17 protein-coding genes are annotated in these 21,040 nt (G+C 65.9%); 12 read left to right on the forward strand and 5 right to left on the reverse strand.

What is annotated here, in order from left to right; genetic code table 11:
- Window positions 1-2: 2 nt before the first annotated feature.
- Entirely contained in the window at window positions 3-2,006 is a 2,004-nt protein-coding gene (gene thrS / locus AAG612_RS09700; RefSeq protein ID WP_342509677.1) for a threonine--tRNA ligase, read from the reverse strand.
- Window positions 2,007-2,060: 54 nt separating this feature from the next.
- Window positions 2,061-2,567, reverse strand: coding sequence for a hypothetical protein (locus AAG612_RS09705; RefSeq protein WP_342509680.1), 507 nt, complete (start codon window positions 2,565-2,567; stop codon window positions 2,061-2,063).
- Between the two features lie 297 nt (window positions 2,568-2,864).
- Here AAG612_RS09705 and AAG612_RS09710 point away from each other — a divergent pair, with 297 nt between their 5' ends.
- The 5 genes from AAG612_RS09710 to AAG612_RS09730 are packed head-to-tail and all read left to right on the forward strand — an operon-like array spanning window position 2,865 to window position 4,980.
- A complete protein-coding gene (locus AAG612_RS09710; RefSeq protein WP_342509681.1) occupies window positions 2,865-3,038 on the forward strand; it encodes a hypothetical protein in 174 nt (57 codons plus the stop codon).
- A 42-nt stretch (window positions 3,039-3,080) separates the two neighbouring features.
- Window positions 3,081-3,263 carry a hypothetical protein gene (locus AAG612_RS09715; protein WP_010408068.1) on the forward strand — a complete coding sequence of 61 codons (183 nt, stop codon included), beginning with the start codon at window positions 3,081-3,083 and terminating at the stop codon, window positions 3,261-3,263.
- The gene (locus AAG612_RS09720; RefSeq protein WP_342509686.1) at window positions 3,260-3,874 is read left to right on the forward strand and encodes a hypothetical protein; all 615 of its coding nucleotides are present in this window, start codon (window positions 3,260-3,262) and stop codon (window positions 3,872-3,874) included. Before AAG612_RS09715 ends, AAG612_RS09720 begins: the two co-directional genes overlap by 4 nt.
- Window positions 3,864-4,061: a helix-turn-helix transcriptional regulator gene (locus AAG612_RS09725; protein ID WP_342509688.1), complete on the forward strand. Its 198-nt coding sequence runs from the start codon at window positions 3,864-3,866 to the stop codon at window positions 4,059-4,061. Before AAG612_RS09720 ends, AAG612_RS09725 begins: the two co-directional genes overlap by 11 nt.
- A gap of 4 nt (window positions 4,062-4,065) precedes the next feature.
- The gene (locus tag AAG612_RS09730) at window positions 4,066-4,980 is read left to right on the forward strand and encodes an alpha/beta fold hydrolase (RefSeq protein ID WP_342509690.1); all 915 of its coding nucleotides are present in this window, start codon (window positions 4,066-4,068) and stop codon (window positions 4,978-4,980) included.
- 6 nt (window positions 4,981-4,986) lie between these two features.
- Here the strand turns inward: AAG612_RS09730 and AAG612_RS09735 are convergent, their stop codons facing one another.
- Window positions 4,987-6,666: an alkaline phosphatase D family protein gene (locus tag AAG612_RS09735; RefSeq protein ID WP_342509692.1), complete on the reverse strand. Its 1,680-nt coding sequence runs from the start codon at window positions 6,664-6,666 to the stop codon at window positions 4,987-4,989.
- 283 nt (window positions 6,667-6,949) lie between these two features.
- Here AAG612_RS09735 and AAG612_RS09740 point away from each other — a divergent pair, with 283 nt between their 5' ends.
- The 3 genes from AAG612_RS09740 to AAG612_RS09750 all read left to right on the forward strand — a co-directional run bounded on the left by AAG612_RS09740 (window position 6,950) and on the right by AAG612_RS09750 (window position 13,774).
- On the forward strand, window positions 6,950-7,690 hold the full coding sequence (locus tag AAG612_RS09740; RefSeq protein WP_342509694.1) for an alpha/beta fold hydrolase: 741 nt from the start codon (window positions 6,950-6,952) through the stop codon (window positions 7,688-7,690).
- Window positions 7,691-7,809: 119 nt separating this feature from the next.
- Window positions 7,810-12,519: an NAD-glutamate dehydrogenase domain-containing protein gene (locus tag AAG612_RS09745; RefSeq protein ID WP_425341844.1), complete on the forward strand. Its 4,710-nt coding sequence runs from the start codon at window positions 7,810-7,812 to the stop codon at window positions 12,517-12,519.
- 13 nt (window positions 12,520-12,532) lie between these two features.
- Window positions 12,533-13,774: an NAD(P)/FAD-dependent oxidoreductase gene (locus tag AAG612_RS09750; RefSeq protein WP_342509696.1), complete on the forward strand. Its 1,242-nt coding sequence runs from the start codon at window positions 12,533-12,535 to the stop codon at window positions 13,772-13,774.
- A gap of 90 nt (window positions 13,775-13,864) precedes the next feature.
- On the opposite strand, the gene queG is transcribed toward AAG612_RS09750, so the two are convergent.
- On the reverse strand, window positions 13,865-14,959 hold the full coding sequence (gene queG, locus AAG612_RS09755; RefSeq protein WP_342509698.1) for a tRNA epoxyqueuosine(34) reductase QueG: 1,095 nt from the start codon (window positions 14,957-14,959) through the stop codon (window positions 13,865-13,867).
- A gap of 44 nt (window positions 14,960-15,003) precedes the next feature.
- Here queG and AAG612_RS09760 point away from each other — a divergent pair, with 44 nt between their 5' ends.
- From AAG612_RS09760 to msrB, 4 genes are all read left to right on the forward strand, one after another.
- A complete protein-coding gene (locus AAG612_RS09760) occupies window positions 15,004-15,996 on the forward strand; it encodes an ABC transporter ATP-binding protein (RefSeq protein ID WP_342509700.1) in 993 nt (330 codons plus the stop codon).
- Entirely contained in the window at window positions 15,993-17,228 is a 1,236-nt protein-coding gene (locus AAG612_RS09765; protein ID WP_342509702.1) for an ABC transporter permease, read from the forward strand. The genes AAG612_RS09760 and AAG612_RS09765 overlap by 4 nt, the downstream gene beginning before the upstream one ends.
- A 91-nt stretch (window positions 17,229-17,319) precedes the next feature.
- Window positions 17,320-18,675 (forward strand): cytochrome P450, encoded by a 1,356-nt coding sequence (locus AAG612_RS09770; protein ID WP_342509704.1) that lies wholly within the window; start codon window positions 17,320-17,322, stop codon window positions 18,673-18,675.
- Between the two features lie 110 nt (window positions 18,676-18,785).
- Complete coding sequence (msrB, locus tag AAG612_RS09775) at window positions 18,786-19,283, forward strand: peptide-methionine (R)-S-oxide reductase MsrB (RefSeq protein WP_342509706.1); 498 nt, start codon at window positions 18,786-18,788, stop codon at window positions 19,281-19,283.
- Here the strand turns inward: msrB and AAG612_RS09780 are convergent.
- Window positions 19,280-21,019: a hypothetical protein gene (locus tag AAG612_RS09780; protein WP_342509708.1), complete on the reverse strand. Its 1,740-nt coding sequence runs from the start codon at window positions 21,017-21,019 to the stop codon at window positions 19,280-19,282. The two genes, msrB and AAG612_RS09780, sit on opposite strands and share 4 nt — an antisense overlap.
- Window positions 21,020-21,040 lie beyond the last annotated feature (21 nt).

The raw sequence follows: 21,040 nt of genomic DNA on the forward strand, positions 1-21,040 counted from the left end.
CCTTAGTTGTCGCGCAGATCGGGCGGGGTCGCCTCGGTGCGCAGCATGGCGATCGCCTCGTCGAGCGACATCACCCGCTGCTCCTTCTCGCCCAGCGTGCGGACCGCGACGGTCCCTTCCTCGGCCTCGCGCTTGCCGATGACCAGCAGGTGCGGGACCTTCGCCAGTGAATGCTCGCGCACCTTGTAGTTGATCTTCTCGTTGCGCACGTCCGCCTCGGTGCGGATGCCCGCCGCGCGCAGCTTGGCCAGCGCCTCGTTGGCATAGTCGTCCGCATCCGAAACGATGGTCGCGACCACCGCCTGCGTCGGGGCGAGCCACACCGGCAGCTTGCCGGCGAAATGCTCGATCAGGATGCCAATGAAGCGCTCGTACGATCCGAAGATCGCGCGGTGGAGCATCACCGGACGGTGCTTCTCGCCATCCTCGCCGATGTAGCTCGCGTCGAGCCGGTCGGGCAGCACGCGGTCGCCCTGAATCGTGCCGACCTGCCAGGTCCGGCCGATCGCGTCGGTCAGGTGCCATTCGAGCTTGGGCGCATAGAACGCGCCTTCGCCAGGCAGTTCTTCCCAGCCGTACGCGTCGTTCATCATGCCCGCATCGCGCACGGCATCGCGCAGTTCCTGTTCGGCCTTGTCCCAGTCGGCGTCCGACCCCAGCCGCTTTTCGGGCCGCAGCGCGAGCTTGATCGCGTATTTGAAGCCGAAGTCGCGGTAGACGCTATCCGCCAGCTTGCAGAAGGCGCGCACTTCCTCGACCACCTGATTCTCGGTGCAGAAGATATGCGCGTCGTCCTGCGTAAACTGGCGCACGCGCATGAGGCCGTGGAGCGCACCATGCGGTTCGTTGCGGTGGCAGCAGCCCATCTCGCCCAGCCGGATCGGCAGGTCGCGATAAGACGTGATGCCCTGCTTGAAGACGAGCACGTGCGCGGGGCAGTTCATCGGCTTCAGCGCCATCCAGTCGGCGTCCTTGGAGACGAGATCGCCCTCATCCTCCGTGTTCGGCACCTCGTCGGGGATGACGAACATGTTTTCGCGATACTTGCCCCAGTGTCCGGACTGCTCCCACTGGCGTGCGTCCATCACCTGCGGGGTCTTGATCTCGCGGTAACCCGCACCGTCCATCTTGCGGCGCATGTAGGCTTCCAGCTGGCGCCAGATCCGATAGCCCTGCGGATGCCAGAAGACGCTGCCATGCGCCTCTTCCTGCAGATGGAACAGATCCATCTCGCGGCCGAGCTTGCGGTGGTCGCGCTTGGCGGCCTCTTCCAGCCGCGTCAGGTGGGCGTTGAGCTGCTTCTTGTTGAGCCAGCCGGTGCCGTAGATGCGCGTCAGCTGCGCATTCTTCTGGTCGCCGCGCCAGTAGGCACCCGCCACGCGCATCAGCTTGAACGCCTGCGGATCGAGCTTGCCGGTGCTGGCGAGGTGCGGGCCGCGGCACATGTCGAGCCAATCGTCCCCGCTCCAGTAAACCGTCAGTTCCTCGTCCTCGGGCAGTTCCCTGGCCCATTCGGCCTTGAACGTCTCGCCGTCGGCGGTCCACTTCTCGATCAGCTGCTCGCGGCTCCAGACTTCGCGCCTGAGCGGCTTGTCAGCCTTGATGATCCGGCGCATCTCCTCTTCGATCGCGGGGAGATCGTCCATGCTGAACGGGTCGCGGCTCTCGGGGGCCTTGACGTCATAGTAAAAGCCATCGTCGGTTGCGGGGCCGAAGGTGATCTGCGTGCCCGGCCACAGCGACTGCACGGCCTCTGCCAGCACATGGGCATAGTCGTGGCGCGCGAGTTCGAGCGCGTCTTCCTCGTCGCGGCTCGTCACCAGCGCGAGTTCGCTGTCGCAGTCGAAGGGGCGGCCAATATCGCGCAGCTCGCCATTCACGCGCGCCGCCAGCGCCGCCTTGGCAAGGCCGGGGCCGATCGCGGCGGCGACGTCCGCCGGGCTGCTGCCCGGTTCCATTTCGCGCACCGATCCGTCGGGCAGGCTGATCTTGAGCAGTTCGGTCATCGGTTCAATCCATCGGGAAGTCTTGGGTAAGGGCTATGCCTCGCGCCGCGTGGCCTAGGCAAGATCGCTGTCGGCGCAAGCCTTTTGCACCAGTGAAAGGTCCGCCGGGCCCATCGTCGCAAGCTCGCCGGAAAGGTTGCGCTCGACATGATCGGCCAGTGCCCTCGCATCGGCCAGCGCATTGTGCGGCACCGCGCTGGCGCTTGCAGTGCTGAAACCGGGGAGGTTCAGCAGCAGGCAGGCGAACTGAAACGGATCGTTGCGCTTGCCGTGGCCGCGCAACAGCATGGTGTTGAAATGCACGAGGTCTTCCGGCCAGTCGGCGATGAAGACATGCGGGCCTTCATCTTTCCTGAGGAATTTCTGCATCTTCTTGACCGCCTGCAGGCGCTCCACCGGCTCCTGCCCGTAATGGGGCACGACATGCGCCTGGACCCACGGCACGATCAGTTCGTGCGCGTGGAGCACTTCGTAGAAATGGGCACCGTCCTGCCGAACCAGCGCAATGCTGAGCAGCTGGCCGCCGGTGCCGTTGAATTCGGTGTCGATGTAATATCGCATGTTCGCTTTCCCGTTGCGCCGCCAAGCTGGTGCAGGTCCGGGGAAGCCGACGCATCGCCACCCGAACCCGGGCGGCGGCGATCGCGTGTCAGGCCACGACCATCCGCCCCCGGTACCCCGAGGTCGTAGTGGTCGTAGTCGTGGCGATCTTCTGAGCCATGCGGATCGATATAGCGCGTTTTCACGCGAGGTCCAGAAATGGTGGTGCCAAGTACGCTTTCTTTTATGGCAAGGTCGCTTGACAGGCCCCGTCGGGTATGACAAGCACCCTTTCCATAGCAGAAAGGAAGCTTGACCATGACCCGCAATATCCAACTTCTCTGGGGCGCCCTCATCCTCGTCGTCGCCCTGCTCAACATCGTCGACGTGCTGCCCGACTGGGCGACCTTCGCCGCGGTGCTCTCCCTCCCGCTGATGACCGCGAGCGGGTGCCTGACCCGCCGTGCCGACGTGCCGCGGGTTCGCTCCTGAGGCCAAAGCCTCGCCGACAACGACATAGAAAGGAAACCAACCATGAAACGCTCTCTCCTCATCGCCATCGTCTGGGCCGTCGCAATGATCGGCATCGCCGCAGCGGGCCGCACCGATCTGATCCCGGGGGACAATGCCCAGAAACTGCTGGTCGTGATGCCCGCCCTGGCCGTCGCCACCATCGGCGCGGTCGCGGTCCGCTCGCGCTGCGGGGGCCGGGCATGAGCACGACGACAACAGGTTTGGGCGCCCGCCCCGGCTTGTGGGTCGGGCTGATTCTCGTAACCTGCGGCCTGATCTTCGGCTTGAAGGCGTCTGGCGCGATCAACGATACGACCACGATGCTCCTCGCCATAGTCCCGACAGCGCTCATCTTCGCCCTGTTCCGCTCGCTGGCCAACCAGCGCGAGAACCGATGCGGGAGTACGAGCCAGGCGGCGAAGCGATACGTCTTCGGAATCATGGCAACCTCGATCGCCTACGTACTCGGCCTGGGGGTGGCGATGTGGGTGTTTCGTAACCTCGCTCCTTCGGTCGAGCTTACCTGGCTGCTCGCGATGCTGCCGATCGCACCGATCCTTGCCATGATCTTCGTCATGGGCCGGTACATCGTGGAAGAGCAGGACGAGTACCTGCGCCATCGCGCGATCATGGCTTCGCTGATCGGGCTCGGCTTCGTGCTCGCCATCGGCAGCTTCTGGGGCTTCCTAGAAACCTTCGAGCTGGTGCCGCACGTGCCCGGCTGGTGGGCGGTGCCGATCTGGGCGATGGGCATGGGGCTGGGCCAGGCGTGGCAAAGCATGCGCCACAAGGCGGGTCCGGTCGATGAAGAATAGGCTCAAGGTCCTGCGCGCCGAGCGCAACTGGAGCCAGCAGGCGCTGGCCGAAGAGCTCGGCGTAAGCCGCCAGAGCGTCAACGCGATCGAGACCGGCCGCTACGACCCCTCGCTCCCCCTCGCCTTCCAGATTGCCGAGGTCTTCGGCCTCGCCATCGAAGAGATTTTCATTCGTGAGAAAGACTGATGCTATGAAACCTGCCCTATTCGCCGCCGCGGCTCTCGCTGCCTTCGCCACTCCGCTGGCTGCCGCCGGTCCGGCCGAGCCAGCCAGCCCCACCGATGTCGCAACCCAGCAGCGCTTCAGCGTCGAAGTCGTCGGCGAAGGAGGTCGCGATGCGATCCTGATCCCCGGCCTGCTTTCGCCGCGCAGCGTGTGGGACGGACAGATCGAGACACTGACCAAGGCGGGGTACCGGGTGCACTTGGTACAGGTGAACGGCTTCGGAGGGACCGCTGCTGGCGCCAATGCGCAAGGCCCGGTGCTGCCCCTGCTGGTCGAGGGACTTGCCAGCTATATCGACGACAACGCCCTCGCCGATGTCCATGTCGTCGGCCATTCGATGGGCGGGTTCACCGCGCTCACCCTCGCGCTCGACCATCCCGATCTGGTCGATGAGATCATGATCGTCGATTCGCTGCCTTTCTTCTCGATCCTGATGGGGCGAAGCAGCGCGGACGCCGCCAAGTCGCAGGCCGCGCAGATGCGCTCTGTGATGGTGGCGCAGGCGGCGATGGACCTGCCCGCTCCCGATTGCGACCAGCCGTCGATGCAGGCGCAGGGCATGGCCAAGAGCCCCGCAGGGCAGTGCAAGGTCGATCAGTACTCCGCGCAGGCTGACCTTAGGGTTGGCGGTCAGCTGATGTACGAGATCATGACCACCGATCTTCGCCCGCGTCTCGGCGAACTCACAGTGCCGGTCACCATGCTCTACCCGGTCGATCCGCCCACCCTCTCCGCAGAGATGGCCGAGAGCATCTACCCGGTGCAATACGCCGGTACGCCCGATATCACCTTCGTGCCCATCCAAGGCTCGCTTCACTTCATCATGCTCGACCAGCCCGATGCGATGAACGCCGCGCTGGCGGACTTTATCGCCGACTGACCGGCCCTACCCCATGGCGAGCGTGTTCGATCCGAGCGCGCTCGCCATCCGATGCGTTCCCGCCAGCTGTGTGCCGCGCTGGCGGATGCCCGAGACGAACCGCCACTCGCAGGTTGCAGCCTCGGGCGTCAGGTCCACCGCCATATAGCCGCGTTGCGAGGTATCCGCCCATTGCAGCTGCGGATTGGCGCCAACCACGGCCTGCTGCAGCATCGAAGTCGGCACCTGCGGCAGATACCCCTCGAAGCCCGGGGAAGTGACCGAGCAGACGCCGAACTCGACCCCCACCGCATTGCGATCCTGCGCGAGGTCGAAGGCCCATGCATTATGCGTGTCGCCCGCCAGCACGACGAGGTTGGCATCTGCAGCAAGCGCGGCATCGAACACGCGTGCGCGGGCCGCCGGATAGCCGTCCCATGCATCCATGTTGAGCGGGAGGCCGACCCGGCTCGCCATTGCGCCCGCCATCAGGCGTTGCCGCAGCCCTTCGGGCGTATTCGCGGGCAGCGCGTCGGCCAGCGCGGTCGGCGTGCTGAGATTGCCCATCAGCACCTGCTGGACCAGCACCTGCCAGCGGGTCCCGCCCCGCGTCGAGGCGCGCAGGCCGTTCGCCAGCCATGCCTCCTGCGCCGCGCCCAGCATCTGCCGGGCCGGGTCTGCCCAGGCGCCATCGCGGAAGGCGGTTAGCGCGGCCATCATCTGGTCGGGCGTCGACTTGCCCGCCAGCACGTCCGCCACATTGAGCTGCTGCGAGCGCGCGGTCAGCCGCGTTTCCAGCCGGAAGAGCGTGGCCAGATCGCCGATGTCGTACGATTTCCACGGCTCGTCGGAGACCGGCAGCCATTCGCGATAGGCACGCAGCGACGCCGCCTTGCGCGCATCCCACGATCCCTCGCTGTCAGGCTGGTGATTCTCCGCGCCGCCGGCCCACGAATCGTTCGCGGTCTCATGATCGTCGGGGACGAGGATCATCGGGTAGAGCTGCGTCAGCCGCTGCAGATCGGGATCGGCGCGGTAGCTCGCGTGGCGCAGGCGATAGTCGGCCAGGTGCACGATCTCGCTGCGCGGCGCGATCTCACGACCGGCCAGCGTCTGTTCGGGAGTGGGGTACTTGTCGGGCCCGTATTCGTAATAATAGTCGCCCAGATGCAGCAGCAGGTCGAACGCGTTCGCCTCGGCCGCGTGGGCATAGGCGTTGAAATAGCCGAACCCCATGTTGGAGCAGGAGAACACGCCCAGCCGGTAGCGGCTGGTGGGGCCGACCGGCAGGGTGCGCGTGCGCCCCACGGCAGAGCGCGATCCATCGGGGCCGACGAAGCGGTAGTAGTACCATGTATCGGGCTCGAGCCCGGCAACCTCGGCCTTGGCGCACCAGTCCTTGCCCGGCGCGGCCAGCGTTTCACCCTCGGCGACGACGCGCGTGAATGCGGAACTGTCGCTCACCTGCCAGGCAAGCTTTGCCTCGTTCGATCCGACGAAGCGGGTCCACAGCAACACGCCGCTGGCATGCGGTTCGCCGCTGGCGATGCCGTGGGTAAAACCCTTCGCGCCCGCTTGCGCCGACAGCGGCATCGCCGCGAGCCCCGCACCCAGCGCGCCACCCGCCAGCAAAGTGCGGCGGTCGAGCGAAAGCGTGGAACGGGAGCTGCGGGCAGCGGCGGGCGGGGGTGCGAGAAGATGAGCCATGGGCACCGCCTAGCTCGTGATCGTGAAAGATCGAAGACGGCGGATTGAGAACCGGCCCTGACACACCTGACACAGTGTCTTAGGGCGAAAAAGCGTGCCAGCCCCAACGGCGCCGAAAACCCGCAGGATACCGTCCGAAATGCGCGTTTCAAAAGCCACGGAAGCAGGCATATCGCGGCGATTCCCGGTAGGAAACCATGAGAAAACCGCCGGTCGCGGGCGCCCGCCCCGGATGGGTCGTCCGATGGACAGGAATGGCTGCCATCCCTAGGCCGCGATGCCGATGGATATATTCGAAATACCCTCCGGGCGCCGCATCGCCTATCGCCTGACCCGGGCGAACGGCACGGCGGACACCCCCGCGATCGTCTTCCTGCCGGGCTACATGTCCGACATGGCCGGATCGAAGGCGACCGCGCTGTTCGACTGGGCGGCCTCGCATGACCGGACCTGCCTGCTGCTCGACTATTCGGGTTGCGGAGAATCGGATGGCGATTTCGCCGAAGGCACGCTGACCCGCTGGCGCGACGAGGTTCTCGCGTTGATCGAAGCGAAGATCGACGGGCCGGTGGTGCTGATCGGCTCGTCGATGGGCGGATGGCTGATGCTGCTCGTCGCGCTCCGACTGGAGGAAAAGCTGGCTGGCATGATCGGCATAGCGAGCGCGCCGGACTTTTCGGACTGGGGATACGACGACGCCCAAAAGGCGCAGCTGGAACGCGGCGAAACCGTGCTGGAGGCCAATCCCTACGGCCCCGAACCCACACCCACCCATGCGAAATTCTGGGCCGATGCGCAGCAGCACCGGCTGCTCGACGCGCCGATCCCGCTCAGCTGCCCGGTTACGCTCCTGCACGGGCAGGCCGATGCCGATGTACCATGGGATATCAGCCTGCGCCTCGCCGAACGAATCGCCTCGGAAGACGTGCAGGTCCTGCTGAGCAAGAGCGGCGACCATCGGCTTTCGCGCCCTGCGGACATTGCCAGGCTCTTGGCCGCCGTAGAAGGCATGCTCTGCGTCTGATCCGTAGCGTCTGATCCTTGCGGGCCTCAGCGCAAGCTTCTAACGGCGCTGGATAATGACGCGCGTCACCCCCCGTTCGCGCGCAGCAATTTCGGTGGAGGCGCGCCACGGCGCCCCGCATGGGAGACAGAACGATTATGGCAGGCGACAACAAGCAGTCGGAGGCCGCTTTGCACGAGCAACTGGCCACGCGAATCCGCGAGTCGCTGTTGCCGGTCGACCAGCCATTCGACGACTCCGCGCTGGAGGAAGCGGCGTCCTTCGTTCTCGAGACCGCGTCTTCCCGACCCTCCGGCGAGCCTGCGATCTCGATCGCCGAAGGCAATAGCGTCGGTCGCAAGCTGCGCATGGCGATCGTGAACGACGACATGCCCTTCCTGGTCGATTCGATCTCCGCGCAGATCGCGGCCTTCGGCCTGTCGATCGACCGTCTGGTCCATCCCGTCGTCCACGCGCGGCGCGATGACGAGGGCACGCTGATCGAGCTGCCGAGCAAGGCCAGCGGTGCGCCGCGCGAATCGATGATCTATCTCGAGACCGAGCATGCCGAGCAGGCTGCCCGCGAAGAGCTGGAAGCCGACCTGCGCGTGACGCTGGCCGATGTGCGTGCTTCGGTTGAAGACTGGGCCGCGATGCGCAAGGCGATGCAGCAGGACGGCCAGTCGCTGAACGATAGCGAGGGCGCAGGCCTGCTCGAATGGCTCAGCGGCGGAATGCTCACCCAGCTCGGCCACATCCAGCGCTACCGCGACGGGCGCGAAGAAAATGCGCTGGGCATCTGCCGTTCCAGCGCACGGCAGATCCTCGCCGATGCATCCTACGACCGCGCCTTCGCCTGGTTCGACGACCCTGCCAATGCCGACGCGCGAATCCCGCTGATCGTCAAGGCGAACCGCGTATCGAACGTCCATCGCCGCGTTCCGCTCGACCTGTTTCTCGTACCGGTGAAAGAGGGCGGCGAGATCGTGGCCGTATCGATCCATGCCGGGATCTGGACGAGCGCCGCGCTGTCGACCGATCCGCACGCCGTACCGCGCCTGCGCCGCCAGCTGAGCGAGCTGATGGCCGAACTCGATTTCGATCCCGAAGGCCATGCGGGCAAGGCACTGGTCCACGCGTTGACCGCGCTGCCGCACGATCTGGTGATCGGCTTCCGCGACGAGGATGTGCGCCGCGTGGCGACCACCACGATGAGCCTGACCGATCGCCCGCGCCCCCGCCTCGCGATCGTCGAAGCGCCGCTCGCGCGCCACCTGTTCGCCTTCGTGTGGCTCCCCCGCGACCTCATGTCGACCGCGGTGCGCCAGCAAATCCAGGCGCTGCTGGAGGAAAGCACCGGTTCGACCCTGCTCGACTGGAGCCTCGAGATCGAAGGCGGCGCGCTCGCGCTGCTGCGCTTCGTCCTCGATTTCCGCGAAAGCCGCGTGCGCTACAAGGCGGAAGATCTGGAAACGCGCGTGCAGGAGATGCTGCGCGCGTGGGCCGAAGCGGTCGAGACCGAGCTTGGCAAGCTGGTCGACGCCGATCTCGCCGCGACGCTGGCGCGCCGTTACGCGGACAATTTCCCCGCCTTCTACCGGGCGGCCAGCGGCGCGGAAGAAGCCGCGCTCGACATCCTGCGGATGCGCGAGCTGTTCAGCCATTCAGGCGACGAGGATCCCGACAGGTCCCGGCGCGGGGTGCGCCTGCGGCGCGACGCGACGCAGGCCGACGGCAGGCTGCGCCTGAAGATCTATCAGAACGAAGGCACGCTGCCGCTTTCCGAAGCCGTGCCCGCGCTCGAGAATTTCGGCCTCAAGACCAACAGCGAAGTACCCGCCCTGCTGGCCGACGGCTCGCTCGGCACGATCCACGATTTCCATTGCGAACTCGAAGCAGGGGTCGATCAGGACGCGCTGCTCGACCGGGCGCCCGAGATCGAAGCCGCGATCGCAGCGGTGCTCAACGGGCTGGCGGAAGACGATCCGTTCAACCGGCTGGTGCTCGACGTGGCGCTCGGCGCGCGCGAGGCGGAATGGTTGCGGTCGATCTATCGCTATCTGCGCCAGACCGGCATGGGCTTCACGATCTACACCGTGGTCGACGCGCTGGCCCGCGCGCCCAAGGTGACGCGTGCAATCATCGCGCTGTTCATCGCCCGCCACGATCCCGCCTTCGAAGGTGACCGGGCGGAGGCCGAAGAGGCCGCGCAGGAAGCGATCAAGGACGGGCTGCAACAGGTCGCGGCGATCAACGACGATCGGCTGCTGCGCCTTTACCGCAGCGTGGTCGAGGCGATGCTGCGGACCAACGCCTTCGCGCTCCATCCCGACATCGCGCTGTCGTACAAGTTCGATTCCGCGAAGGTGCCGGGCCTGCCCAAGCCGATCCCCTTCCGCGAGATCTTCGTCTATTCGCGCCGGGTCGAAGGCATCCACCTGCGCGCCGGCGCGGTTGCACGCGGCGGGCTTCGCTGGTCCGACCGGCGCGACGACTTCCGCACCGAAGTGCTCGGCCTGATGAAGGCGCAGCGGGTCAAGAACGCGGTGATCGTGCCGACCGGCGCGAAGGGCGGGTTCTATCCCAAGCAGTTGCCCGATCCCGCGCAGGATCGCGACGGCTGGGCTGCCGAGGGCCAGGCCAGTTACGAAATCTTCATCCGCTCGCTGCTGTCGATCACCGACAACATCGTGAACGACCAGGTCGTCCACCCCGACGGCGTGCGGATCCTCGACAATCCGGACCCCTATTTCGTAGTCGCGGCGGACAAGGGCACGGCGCGCTTTTCCGATGTTGCCAATGCCATCGCCGAAAGCCGGGACTTCTGGCTCGACGATGCCTTCGCCAGCGGCGGCAGCAATGGCTACGACCACAAGGCGATGGGGATCACCGCGCGCGGTGGCTGGGTTTCGGTCCAGCGCCATTTCCTCGAACTGGGAATCGATGTGCAGACCGAGCCGACCAAGGTCGTCGGCTGCGGCGACATGTCGGGCGACGTGTTCGGCAATGGCATGCTGCTGTCCAAGGCGATCCGCCTGGTCGCGGCGTTCGACCATCGGCACATCTTCATCGATCCCGATCCCGATCCGGCGCAGAGCTGGGAAGAACGCAAGCGCCTGTTCGACCTTCCCCGGTCGAGTTGGGACGATTACGACAAGGGCCTGATTTCCAAGGGCGGCATGGTTGTCGCCCGGACCGAGAAATCGATTTCGCTGTCGAAGCAGGCGCGCAAGGCGCTGGGCACCGATCTCGATGAGGTCGACCCCGACACGCTCATCTCGATCATCCTCAAGGCGCCGGCGGACCTGCTGTGGTTCGGCGGTATCGGGACCTATGTGAAGGCCGAGAGAGAGAACAACATCCAGGTCGGCGACCCCGCCAACGACGCGCTGCGCGTCAATGGCGAAGACCTGCGCGTGAAGGTGATCGGCGAAGGCGCCAATCTCGGCGTGACGCAGGCGGGCCGGATCGAGTTCGCATTGAACGGCGGCCGCCTGAACACCGATTTCATCGACAATTCGGCAGGCGTCGACTGTTCCGACAACGAGGTGAACATCAAGATCGCGCTCGCTGCCGCGCGGCGCGCCGACCTGTTGACCGAGGAAGATCGCAACGCGCTGCTCGCTTCGATGACCGAAGAGGTCGCGGAGATCGTGCTGGAAGACAACCGGCTGCAGGCGCTCGCCATCTCGATCGCCGAACAGCGCGGCGAGGCGGCGACCGCATCGACGATCCGCCTGATCGAGACGCTCGAAGACGCAGGCATGCTCGACCGTCGGACCGAAGGGATCGCAGACAACGAAACCTTCACGCGCCGTGCGGGCGAAGGCGCGGGCCTGACCCGGCCCGAGCTTGCAGTACTGCTGTCGAGCAGCAAGCTGACCTTGCAGGACGCGATCGAAGCGGGCGATCTTACCCGCGATCCGGCGATGGAAAGCACGCTGTTCGGATATTTCCCGACCCCCTTGCGCGAGAAATATGCCGAGCAGATTCGCGAGCACCGGCTGCGCAACGAGATCATTGCAACCGATCTTGCGAACCGCATCGTCAACCGGCTGGGCATTGTTCATCCGTTCGAGCTGGCGGAGGAAGAAGGTGTCGGCCTTAACGACGTGGCGACGGCCTTTGTCACCGCCGACCGTCTGCTCGACATTCAGAGCATCTGGGATGCGCTCGACACCGCCGACATGCCCGAAAGCATGCGGCTGACGCTGTTCGACCGGGTCGCGACCGCGATGCGCATCCAGATGGCCGATGCCATCCGGGTATGCGGCACCTCGTCGCCCAGCGCCGCCGTGGCGGACCTTCGCCCCACGCTCGAAGTCCTGCGGGAGGGGACGGTCGATCTGCTCGCGGCGGAAACCCGCCAGCGCTCGGCCAGGATGCGCGCCGAATTCGTCAAGGGCGGCGCGCCCGAGACGGTCGCAGCACAGGTCGCCCATCTGTTCGATCTCGATGGCGGCATCGGCATCGCGCGGCTTGCCAGCGATCTGGAGCTTGAGCCCCGCAGCGTGGCCAAGGCGTTCTCGGATTTGGGCGGCCAGCTCGGTCTCGACTGGGCGCAGGGGACCGCGGCGCTGATGTCTCCCTCCGATGTGTGGGACCGGCTGCTCGTCGCAGGGCTGGCACGTGATTTCCAGCACATGCGGCTCGAATTCCTCCAGCGGATTTGCGATCAGGACGATGGCGCCGGCGCACCTTGCGAGAAGGTAGAGGCATGGATCGCCGCGCATGAGGCGGAGGTGCGGCAGTTCCGCTCGATGATCCGGCGGGCGCAGGCGCAAAACCCGGTGGAGCCCGCGACACTGGCGCAGATCGCCAGCCAGGCCCGAAACCTGCTGAACCGGTAACGGAGCGATTGGGATGAGCTTTGCGGATGTCCTGATCGTGGGCGGCGGGCATGGCGGGGCGCAGGCCGCGCTCGCGCTGAGGCAACGCGGGTTTACGGGCCGCGTGGTGATGATCGCGCGCGAGCCGTCACTGCCTTACGAGCGTCCGCCGCTGTCCAAGGATTACCTCGCAGGCACCCGTCCGTTCGAAAAGATGCTGATCCGCCCCGAAAGCTTCTGGGCTGAACGCGATATCGAAATCCGCAGCCGCTGCGCGGTGGTCGCGATCAATCCGCAACTGCGCAGCGTCGAACTGAGCGACGGCAGCCGGCTCGACTATCATTCGCTGATCTGGGCGGCGGGCGGCGACCCCCGGCGCCTGTCGTGCCCCGGTGCCGATCTCGATGGCATCCATTCGATCCGCACCCGCGCCGATGTCGACCGGATACGCGCGCAGATGGACGGCGGGGTCAGGCGCGTCGCGGTGATCGGCGGCGGCTATATCGGGCTGGAGGCGGCGGCGGTGTTCCGCACGGCGGGCCTGCCGGTCACCGTGATCGAACGCGAAGGCCGGGTGCTCAGCCGCGTGGCGGGGCCAGAACTGTCGGATTTCTACGAGGCCGAACACCGGCGCCAGGGCGTGGAGCTGATGCTGGGCCAGACGGTCGAAACTCTGTTCGGCGACGATGATGGCAAGGTGCGCGCCGTGGGCTACACCGACGAGAATGGTGCAAGCGGCGAGATCGAGGCCGATCTGGTGATCGTGGGCATCGGCATCGTGCCCGCTGTCGGCCCGCTGCTGGCTGCGGGTGCGGCGGGCACCAACGGCGTCGACGTGGACGATTTCTGCCGCACCAGCCTCGACGATACCTATGCCATCGGCGACTGCGCGGCGCACGCCAATCCTTATGCCGACAACAAGGTGGTCCGCCTCGAATCGGTGCAGAACGCGACCGATATGGCCAACACCGTGGCCAAGCACCTCACCGGCACGCGCGAGCCCTACGACACGATCCCGTGGTTCTGGTCCAACCAGTACGATCTGCGCCTCCAGACGGTCGGCTTTTCGACCGAGGACGATGAGTGCGTCATGCGCGGTGACCCTGAGAGCCGCAGCTTTTCGGTCGTATACCTGCGCGATGGGCGCGTCGCCGCGCTCGACTGCGTCAATGCCACGCGCGACTACGCGCAGGGACGGCGGCTGATCGAGGCGCGCAGCGAACCCGACCGCGATGCGCTCGCCGATCCGGATGTGGCGCTGAAGAGTCTCTTGTAGGGCCGAGCTTTAACATTGGTCGTCACCCCGGACTTGATCCGGGGTCCCGCTGCTTCTTGGATCACTGCAGAAAGAAAGCGGGATCCCGGATCAAGTCCGGGATGACGGGATGGGGGTGTTGTGCTTGAGCCTGGCCACCGCCCATTGCGCCGCTTCCCCGACCACCGGGTCCGGGTCCTCCAGCAGAGCCTCCACCGGCGCCAGCAACTCGGCCTCGCCGCTATTGCCCGCCGCGATCAGGCAATTGCGCACGAACCGATTACGCCCGATCCGCTTGATCGGCGATTTGCTGAACAGCACGCGAAAGCCCGCATCATCGAGCGTCAGGAGGTCGGCGAGGCGCGGCCTGACTAGCTCGGCGCGCGGCAGAAAGGCGCGGTTCGCCGCGCCGCTTTGCGCGAACTTGTTCCACGGGCACACTGCCAGGCATTCGTCGCAGCCATAGATGCGGTTGCCGATGGCTTTGCGAAACTCCTCGGGAATAGGCCCATCGTGCTCGATCGTGAGGTAGGAGATGCAGCGCCGCGCATCGATCCGGTAGGCATGCGGGAAGGCGTCGGTCGGGCAGGCATCCTGGCAGGCGCGGCACGATCCGCAGCGGTCCTCGTGCGGGCCGTCGGGCTCGAAAGGCAGCGTGGTGTAGACCGCGCCGAGGAACAGCCAGCTGCCATGCTCCATGCTGACCAGATTGGTGTGCTTGCCCTGCCATCCCACGCCTGCACGCTGCGCCAGCGGCTTCTCCATCACCGGCGCAGTGTCGACGAACAGCTTGAGCCGCGTATTGCCCAAGCCCCGCGCTTCGGCCTCTGCGACCAGCCAGCGGGCGAGCGCCTTGAGCGCCTTCTTGAGCACGACGTGATAATCCTGCCCCTGCGCATAGACCGAAATCCGCGCCCGATCCCCCGGCTCTGCCACCAGCGGATCGTCCGACGGGGCGTAGCTCGCGCCCAGCGCAATGACGCTGCGCGCCTCGGGCCACATGCCCTGGGGGCCGGCGCGGACGGACGGGTCGCGCTCCATCCACCCCATGGAGCCGTGATAGCCCGCCTCCAGCCACGCGCTCAGCCGCTCGGCCATCACCGGGTCGTCATGCGCCCCGGCGAATGCGACGCTCACAAAGCCGAGTTCACGCGCCTTTTCGACGAGGTCGGTTTGCAGTTGGTCGATTGTCGCCGCTGTCGGCATGGACGGGGTTGCTCCTTCGCGCGCGCCACGGCACGGTCGATCCGATGGACGACCTGCTAGACCAAGCACAGGGGCGCGACAAACCCGTGGCGACAAACGATTATGCGATCGAGGCCCGCGGCCTCGTCAAACGGTTCGGCAACACGCTGGCCGTGAACGGCGTGGACATCACCGTGCCGCGCGGCGCGATCTACGGCATTCTCGGCCCTAATGGCGCGGGCAAGACCACCACCTTGCGCATGATTCTGGGCATTATCGACCCCGACGAGGGCGTGCGCCGCATCTTCGGCGAGGATCGCCCGCAGCGCATCGCCCGCCGGATCGGGTACCTGCCCGAAGAGCGCGGGCTCTACCCCGCGATGAAGGCGCCCGACGCGATCGCATTCATGGGCAGCTTGCGCGGCCTGCCCCGTCTCGAAGGCCGTCGGCGCGGTATCGCAATGATGGAGGAATATGGCCTCGGCCATGCGGTCGAGAAGAAGATCAAGGAATTGTCGAAGGGCATGGCGCAGACCGTCCAGCTGCTCGGCACGCTGGTCCACAAGCCCGACCTGGTGATCCTCGACGAGCCGTTTTCGGGCCTCGATGCGATCAACCAGGGCAAGCTGGAAGGGCTTATCCGCCAGTTGGCGGAAGACGGCACCACGGTCATCTTCTCCACCCATGTCATCCACCATGCCGAACGCCTGTGCAGCGATGTCGCGATCATTGCGGGTGGCAAGGTGCCCTACGCCGGATCGGTGGAGGTAGCGCGCGACCGCCTGCCGCCGCAGGTGCGTCTGGAGACCGAGAACGAGGATGGCCCGTGGCGCGCAGCCCTGCCCGACAGCGCCACGCGCAACGGCGCGGCGTGGGTGTTCGAAGTGCCCGATACGGGGATCGAGCCGCTGCTGCGAAGCCTGATCGAAGGCAATGCCGGCATCCGCTCGCTCTCGATCGAGCGCGCGGGGCTACACGATGCCTTTGTCACGATTGCGGGTGAGGCCGCCGCCAAGGCCATGCAGACCCAGGCCACCGGGCAGGAGGAGCCAGCATGAACGATTCGTCCCGCCTGTCGCTGTGGCAAGCCGCCTTCGTCATCGCCCGCCGCGACTTCGCTGCCATCGTGTTCAGCAAGGTCTTCCTGCTGTTCCTGATCGGGCCGCTGTTCTTCCTCGCCATCATGGCCGGCGGCGGTGCCATCGGCGGAATGGCGGCGAGCGGGATCACCGATCCCGCGCTGGGCCTCGCAATGTCGCCGCAGGACAATGCCGCCGCCAAGAAGGCAGGCGACACGCTCGAGCCGCTGGTCGGCATGCCCGACCTTGTGGTGATCGACGGTCAGGAGGATGCAAGTCCGCAGGCGCTGATCGACGACGAAGACCGGAACCTGTTCGCCGTGCTGACCGGCACGCTCGACAATCCTGTCCTCACCGGCCCTAAGGAGGATGTCGAGCAGTGGGAAGGCGAAGTCGCCATGATGGTCGGCGCCGCGCGCGGCGAAGCGATCCCGCAGGCAACCCTGCGGACCACCATCACCGATAATGGCATCATCAACCGCCAGACCGCGCAGGATGCGACCGCGCGCGCGGGCATCCTGCTGCTGTTCATGCTAACGATGTTCCTTGCCGGGATGATCCTTTCCAACCTCGTCGAGGAAAAGGGCAACAAGATCATCGAAATCCTCGCCGCCGCGATCCCGATGGATGCGGTGTTCGTGGGCAAGCTGTTCGCGATGCTCGGCGTCAGCCTCGTCGGGCTGACCGTCTGGGGAACGGCTGCGGGCGTCATCGTCCTGCTGGGTGCGAGCGCGCTGCCCGTCATCCCGCCCCCGGCCGTGGGCTGGCCGCTGTTCTTCGCGCTATTCGTGATCTACTTCTCGCTGTCCTATCTGCTGATCGGATCGGTGTTCATCACGATCGGCTCCATGGCTCCCACGGTGCGCGACGTGCAGACCATTTCGTTGCCCGCAACGATTCTAAACCTCGTGGTTTTCTTCCTGTCGATGTTTGCGCTGTCGCGGCCCGGCTCGGCGATCGAGGTGGGTGCCGCGATCTTCCCGCTTTCGAGCCCCTACATGATGCTCGCCCGTGCGGCGCAGGACGGGGTGGTCTGGTGGCATGCCGCCGCCATCGCCTGGCAGGTGCTGTGGGTGGCGATTTTCGTGAAGGTTGGCGCGGGCCTGTTCCGCAGCTGGGTGCTCAAATCCGGCAGCGCGGGGCGCGAAAAAAGCACCGGGCGCAAAGGGCTGTTGGCCGTGCTTCGCCTCGGCGCAAATCAGTCCTCATAAGGAACCTATATTGACTTGAGGGCTGCATCGTTCAGGATGCTCCTCGTCACTGCGGACCCATGGAGGTGCGCCGGATGAGGAGAGCACTGCCATGGCAAGCGCCGCACAATCCCGCGCACCCACACCCGTGCCCGAAGCGGCGCGCGCCCGAAGCTGGGCCCGCTCGCCCAGCGCGCACGAGGCGCTGGAGGCGCACTACGCCGCCAATCCAGGCACTCGCCCGAACCATCCGCACCCGTGGGACACCAGCCGCAGCGATATCTATGCCGAGAACCGGTGGGAGCCGATTTTCAAGGAGATGCGCGCCGAAGGCCCGCTGCACTACATCCCCGAAAGCCCCTACGGCCCTTACTGGTCGGTAGTCGGCCACAAGGCGATCCAGCATACCGAGGCGCTGCCCGAGATATTCTCGTCGAGCTGGGAATATGGCGGCATCACGATTCTCGAGCGATTGGCCGACGTTCCGCTGGAAGAGCGGATGGAGCTGCCGATGTTCATCGCGATGGACCGGCCCAAGCATACCGGCCAGCGCAAGACGGTCGCTCCGGCCTTTACGCCGGCCGAAATGAAGCGGCTGGAGGGCGAGATCCGCCAGCGGACCGGCGAATGCCTCGATGCGCTGCCGCGCGGCGAGACCTTCGACTGGGTGAACACGGTCTCGATCCCGCTGACCACCGGGATGCTCGCGATCCTGTTCGACTTTCCGTGGGAAGACCGCGACCTGCTGACCCACTGGTCCGACTGGTCGGGCGATACCGAACTGGCGAGCGTGCGCGCGCTCGACGACGTGCGGCGCGGGATGCTGCGCGAGATGGCTGCCTATTTCCAGATGCTGTGGGCCGAACGTGCCCAGCGCGGCGAGGCGCCCGATCTGATCAGCCGGATGATCCACTCGCCGGCGATGAACCAGATGGACCCGCAGGAATTCATGGGCAACCTCGTGCTGCTGATCGTCGGCGGCAACGACACGACGCGCAACACGATGAGCGGCATCGTCCACGCGCTCGATCGCTTTCCCGATCAGCGCAAACTGTTCGAGGAAAACGCGGAGCTGATCCCCAACGCGGTGCAGGAATGCATCCGATACCAGACCCCGCTCAAGCACATGCGCCGCACGTGCACGCAGGATACCGAGCTGTTCGGCCAGAATATCGCGGAAGGCGACAAGGTCATCCTGTGGTACAATTCGGCCAATCGCGACGAAAGCGTGTTCGAGAATGCGGAAAAGCTCGACATCACCCGCGAGAATGCGCGTCGCCATATCGCCTTCGGCTACGGCATCCATCGCTGTGTGGGTGCGCGCCTCGCCGAATTACAGCTGCGCGTGCTGATGGAGGAGATGCACAAGCGGCGGTTGCGCGTCGATGTCACCGGCGATGTGCAGCGGGTGCGCGCGAATTTCGTTGAAGGCTTCCGCAAGCTCGAGGTCGAGGTGACCCGCTTCTAGGCTGCCGACGGCCCTGATTGATTAGGCGCCGAATGCATCCCTCGGCCGGTTTCAAGCGTATATTCAGGCGAAACAGTTCATATTGCCGCCTGAATATACGAGGATCGCCGATGAGCACCGCCCCCACCGCCAACCGTCGTTCCGCGCTCGCCCTGATGGGCGGAGGTGCGGCCAGCTTCGCCCTCATGTCCTGCGGACGCAGCGCCGAAGCGAAAAACTTTCCCGTCAGCCGCAGCGAGGCCGAGTGGCGCAAAAAGCTGACCGCAGAGGAATTCCGCGTGCTGCGCCAGGAAGGCACCGAGCGGGCCTACAGCTCGCCGCTCGACAAGGAAAAGCGTGCCGGCACCTTCGTGTGCGCGGGCTGCGCCAACCCCGTCTATTCCAGCAAGCACAAATTCGACAGCGGCACCGGCTGGCCCAGTTTCTGGCAGCCGATCCGCAGCGGTGCCGTGGGCACATCGACCGACTACAAGATCGGCGTGCCCCGTACCGAGGTTCATTGCGCGCGCTGCGGCGGGCACCTTGGCCACATCTTCAACGATGGCCCGAAGCCGACGGGCAAGCGCCACTGCATCAATGGCGTGGCGATGGATTTCAAACCCGCCTAGTCGCGCACGCGCCAGACCCGGAAGGTATCGGGCGCGTCGATGTCGACCCCCTCCAGCCAATCGGGTGCGTCGTCCGCCATCAGGCGCGCGGCGAGACTGCGCTCGCCACCCATCCTGGCATAGAGCCGGGGCTCGGAAAGATCGGTGCAGACCACCACGAGTTTCGAATCGTACTTAGCGACGATCGCGCGTGCCTCGTCAGCGGGCGCGCTGAACCCCTCGATCACGTCTTTCATCGCCGCTTCTGCGCGGTGGTGCCCCGTTGCGACCACCGAATGCGGCGATTGCGCGAGCAGCGAGGGCCCGATGTCGAGCGGGGCGAACACCGTGGCCGTCGGGAAGGCGCGCAGGAGCTTGGCATTGTCCTGCAATTCGCAGGACGACAGGGAAACGGCAACGCCTCTACCCGAACTCTCGTCCGCCAGCAGACGCTCTGCCGCGGCATAGGTCGCCAGCGGCAGCAAGACGGGCACGGTCGCGAGGCCAATCGCCACCTTCTTCAGAGGGCTCTTGGCCTCACGCAGCCAGCGCAGCGCGGTTGTCAGCAGGTATCCGAAGGGGATCGTCGCGACCACGGCCGCGAGGGCGAGCGAGCGGAAGACGAGCAGACCGAGCAGGATCGTGCCGCCCAGCAGGATCGTGTAATCGACCCACAGCCACCGGCGCTCAGCTGGCGCACGCAAAGCCAGCATCACGGCCACTCCCAGCGCGAGAATGAACTGGAGCATCACGGGATAGAGGTCCGCGCTTTGCTCCCACAAAGGGCGGCCTTCTGGCACGTTGAGATACCAGGCATCGTGCACAACCGGGTCGAGGCTGCCAAAAGGCGTGCCGAGACAGGTGGGAGAAGCCCAACCGAACAGTGCAAGGCCCGCGAGCCCCGCTGCGGCAAGTCCTCCGGCGATCAGCAGCGGCGACAGTCTGGGTGGCACGGCGAGTGCGGTGACACCGAGCGCGATCGTGATGAACAGGCCGCAATGGGCAAGCGTGATGGCATCGCAATAAGGCGTGAGATCTCCGAAGCCTTTGGTGAGCGCGAAGAGCAGCGACAGGCTCAGCGCAAGCGACTGCATGAAGCCGACCAGCCCGGTGCGATCGGCACGATCGCGCAGCCAGCGAAAGGCGAGCACACCTGCGAACAGGGCAGCGACCGGCAGCAGCTCGAGCGAGATAGACAGGCCGATCGCCATGGCAAGACCCGCCAGCGCACCTCCGCGCCACCTGTGCCCCAGATGGATCGCCCACAGCGCGGCGGCCACGGTGGCGATCTGCCAGCCGTGGTGGTCGATCCTCAGCGGCTGCAATTGATGGGTCATCAAAGGCATGAAACCGACGACGAGGCAGGTCCATCCAGCGGTTTCGAGATCGAACAGGCGCGCCGACAGGCGGCCGACGAAGTTGAGCGTCACCAGCAGGGTGAGCAGCGGAATCGCGATCAGGGCAATCGTCTCGGCCAGCTGCGCCCCGAGCAGGGGCGTGAGCGAGCCGATGACGATAATCAGCGGGAGATCGACCAGCCGCGACCAGTGCATCGGCACCCCGCCCGATCCGTCGGGCATGGGCGCGAGCCGGTACTGGTTCGGATCGAACCAGCCCTGCCCGCCCAGCACGTCGCGCACCTGGACGAGGCGCATGATATCGTCGGGATCGGCGAGCCGTCCGGCGGCGATGGCCTGCCATCCGCTCAAAATAAGCAGGAGCGAGAGCACTACCCACGCGATCAGGACCTTGCGCATGACCGCTGAGCCCGCTGGGCT

Origin of the sequence: Citromicrobium bathyomarinum, assembly GCF_038594605.1 — a bacterium.
GTDB classification, from domain to species: Bacteria; Pseudomonadota; Alphaproteobacteria; order Sphingomonadales; family Sphingomonadaceae; genus Alteriqipengyuania; species Alteriqipengyuania bathyomarina_B.

Coding starts and splice junctions, on each gene's coding strand:
- AAG612_RS09710 (WP_342509681.1), top strand. CDS start 2,865: ATGACCCGCAATATCCAACTTCTCTGGGGCGCCCTCATCCTCGTCGTC.
- AAG612_RS09765 (WP_342509702.1), top strand. CDS start 15,993: ATGAACGATTCGTCCCGCCTGTCGCTGTGGCAAGCCGCCTTCGTCATC.
- AAG612_RS09725 (WP_342509688.1), top strand. CDS start 3,864: ATGAAGAATAGGCTCAAGGTCCTGCGCGCCGAGCGCAACTGGAGCCAG.
- AAG612_RS09735 (WP_342509692.1), bottom strand. CDS start 6,666: ATGGCTCATCTTCTCGCACCCCCGCCCGCCGCTGCCCGCAGCTCCCGT.
- AAG612_RS09770 (WP_342509704.1), top strand. CDS start 17,320: ATGGCAAGCGCCGCACAATCCCGCGCACCCACACCCGTGCCCGAAGCG.
- AAG612_RS09780 (WP_342509708.1), bottom strand. CDS start 21,019: ATGCGCAAGGTCCTGATCGCGTGGGTAGTGCTCTCGCTCCTGCTTATT.
- queG (WP_342509698.1), bottom strand. CDS start 14,959: ATGCCGACAGCGGCGACAATCGACCAACTGCAAACCGACCTCGTCGAA.
- msrB (WP_342509706.1), top strand. CDS start 18,786: ATGAGCACCGCCCCCACCGCCAACCGTCGTTCCGCGCTCGCCCTGATG.
- AAG612_RS09730 (WP_342509690.1), top strand. CDS start 4,066: ATGAAACCTGCCCTATTCGCCGCCGCGGCTCTCGCTGCCTTCGCCACT.
- AAG612_RS09720 (WP_342509686.1), top strand. CDS start 3,260: ATGAGCACGACGACAACAGGTTTGGGCGCCCGCCCCGGCTTGTGGGTC.
- AAG612_RS09715 (WP_010408068.1), top strand. CDS start 3,081: ATGAAACGCTCTCTCCTCATCGCCATCGTCTGGGCCGTCGCAATGATC.
- AAG612_RS09745 (WP_425341844.1), top strand. CDS start 7,810: ATGGGAGACAGAACGATTATGGCAGGCGACAACAAGCAGTCGGAGGCC.
- AAG612_RS09705 (WP_342509680.1), bottom strand. CDS start 2,567: ATGCGATATTACATCGACACCGAATTCAACGGCACCGGCGGCCAGCTG.
- thrS (WP_342509677.1), bottom strand. CDS start 2,006: ATGACCGAACTGCTCAAGATCAGCCTGCCCGACGGATCGGTGCGCGAA.
- AAG612_RS09760 (WP_342509700.1), top strand. CDS start 15,004: ATGGACGACCTGCTAGACCAAGCACAGGGGCGCGACAAACCCGTGGCG.
- AAG612_RS09740 (WP_342509694.1), top strand. CDS start 6,950: ATGGATATATTCGAAATACCCTCCGGGCGCCGCATCGCCTATCGCCTG.
- AAG612_RS09750 (WP_342509696.1), top strand. CDS start 12,533: ATGAGCTTTGCGGATGTCCTGATCGTGGGCGGCGGGCATGGCGGGGCG.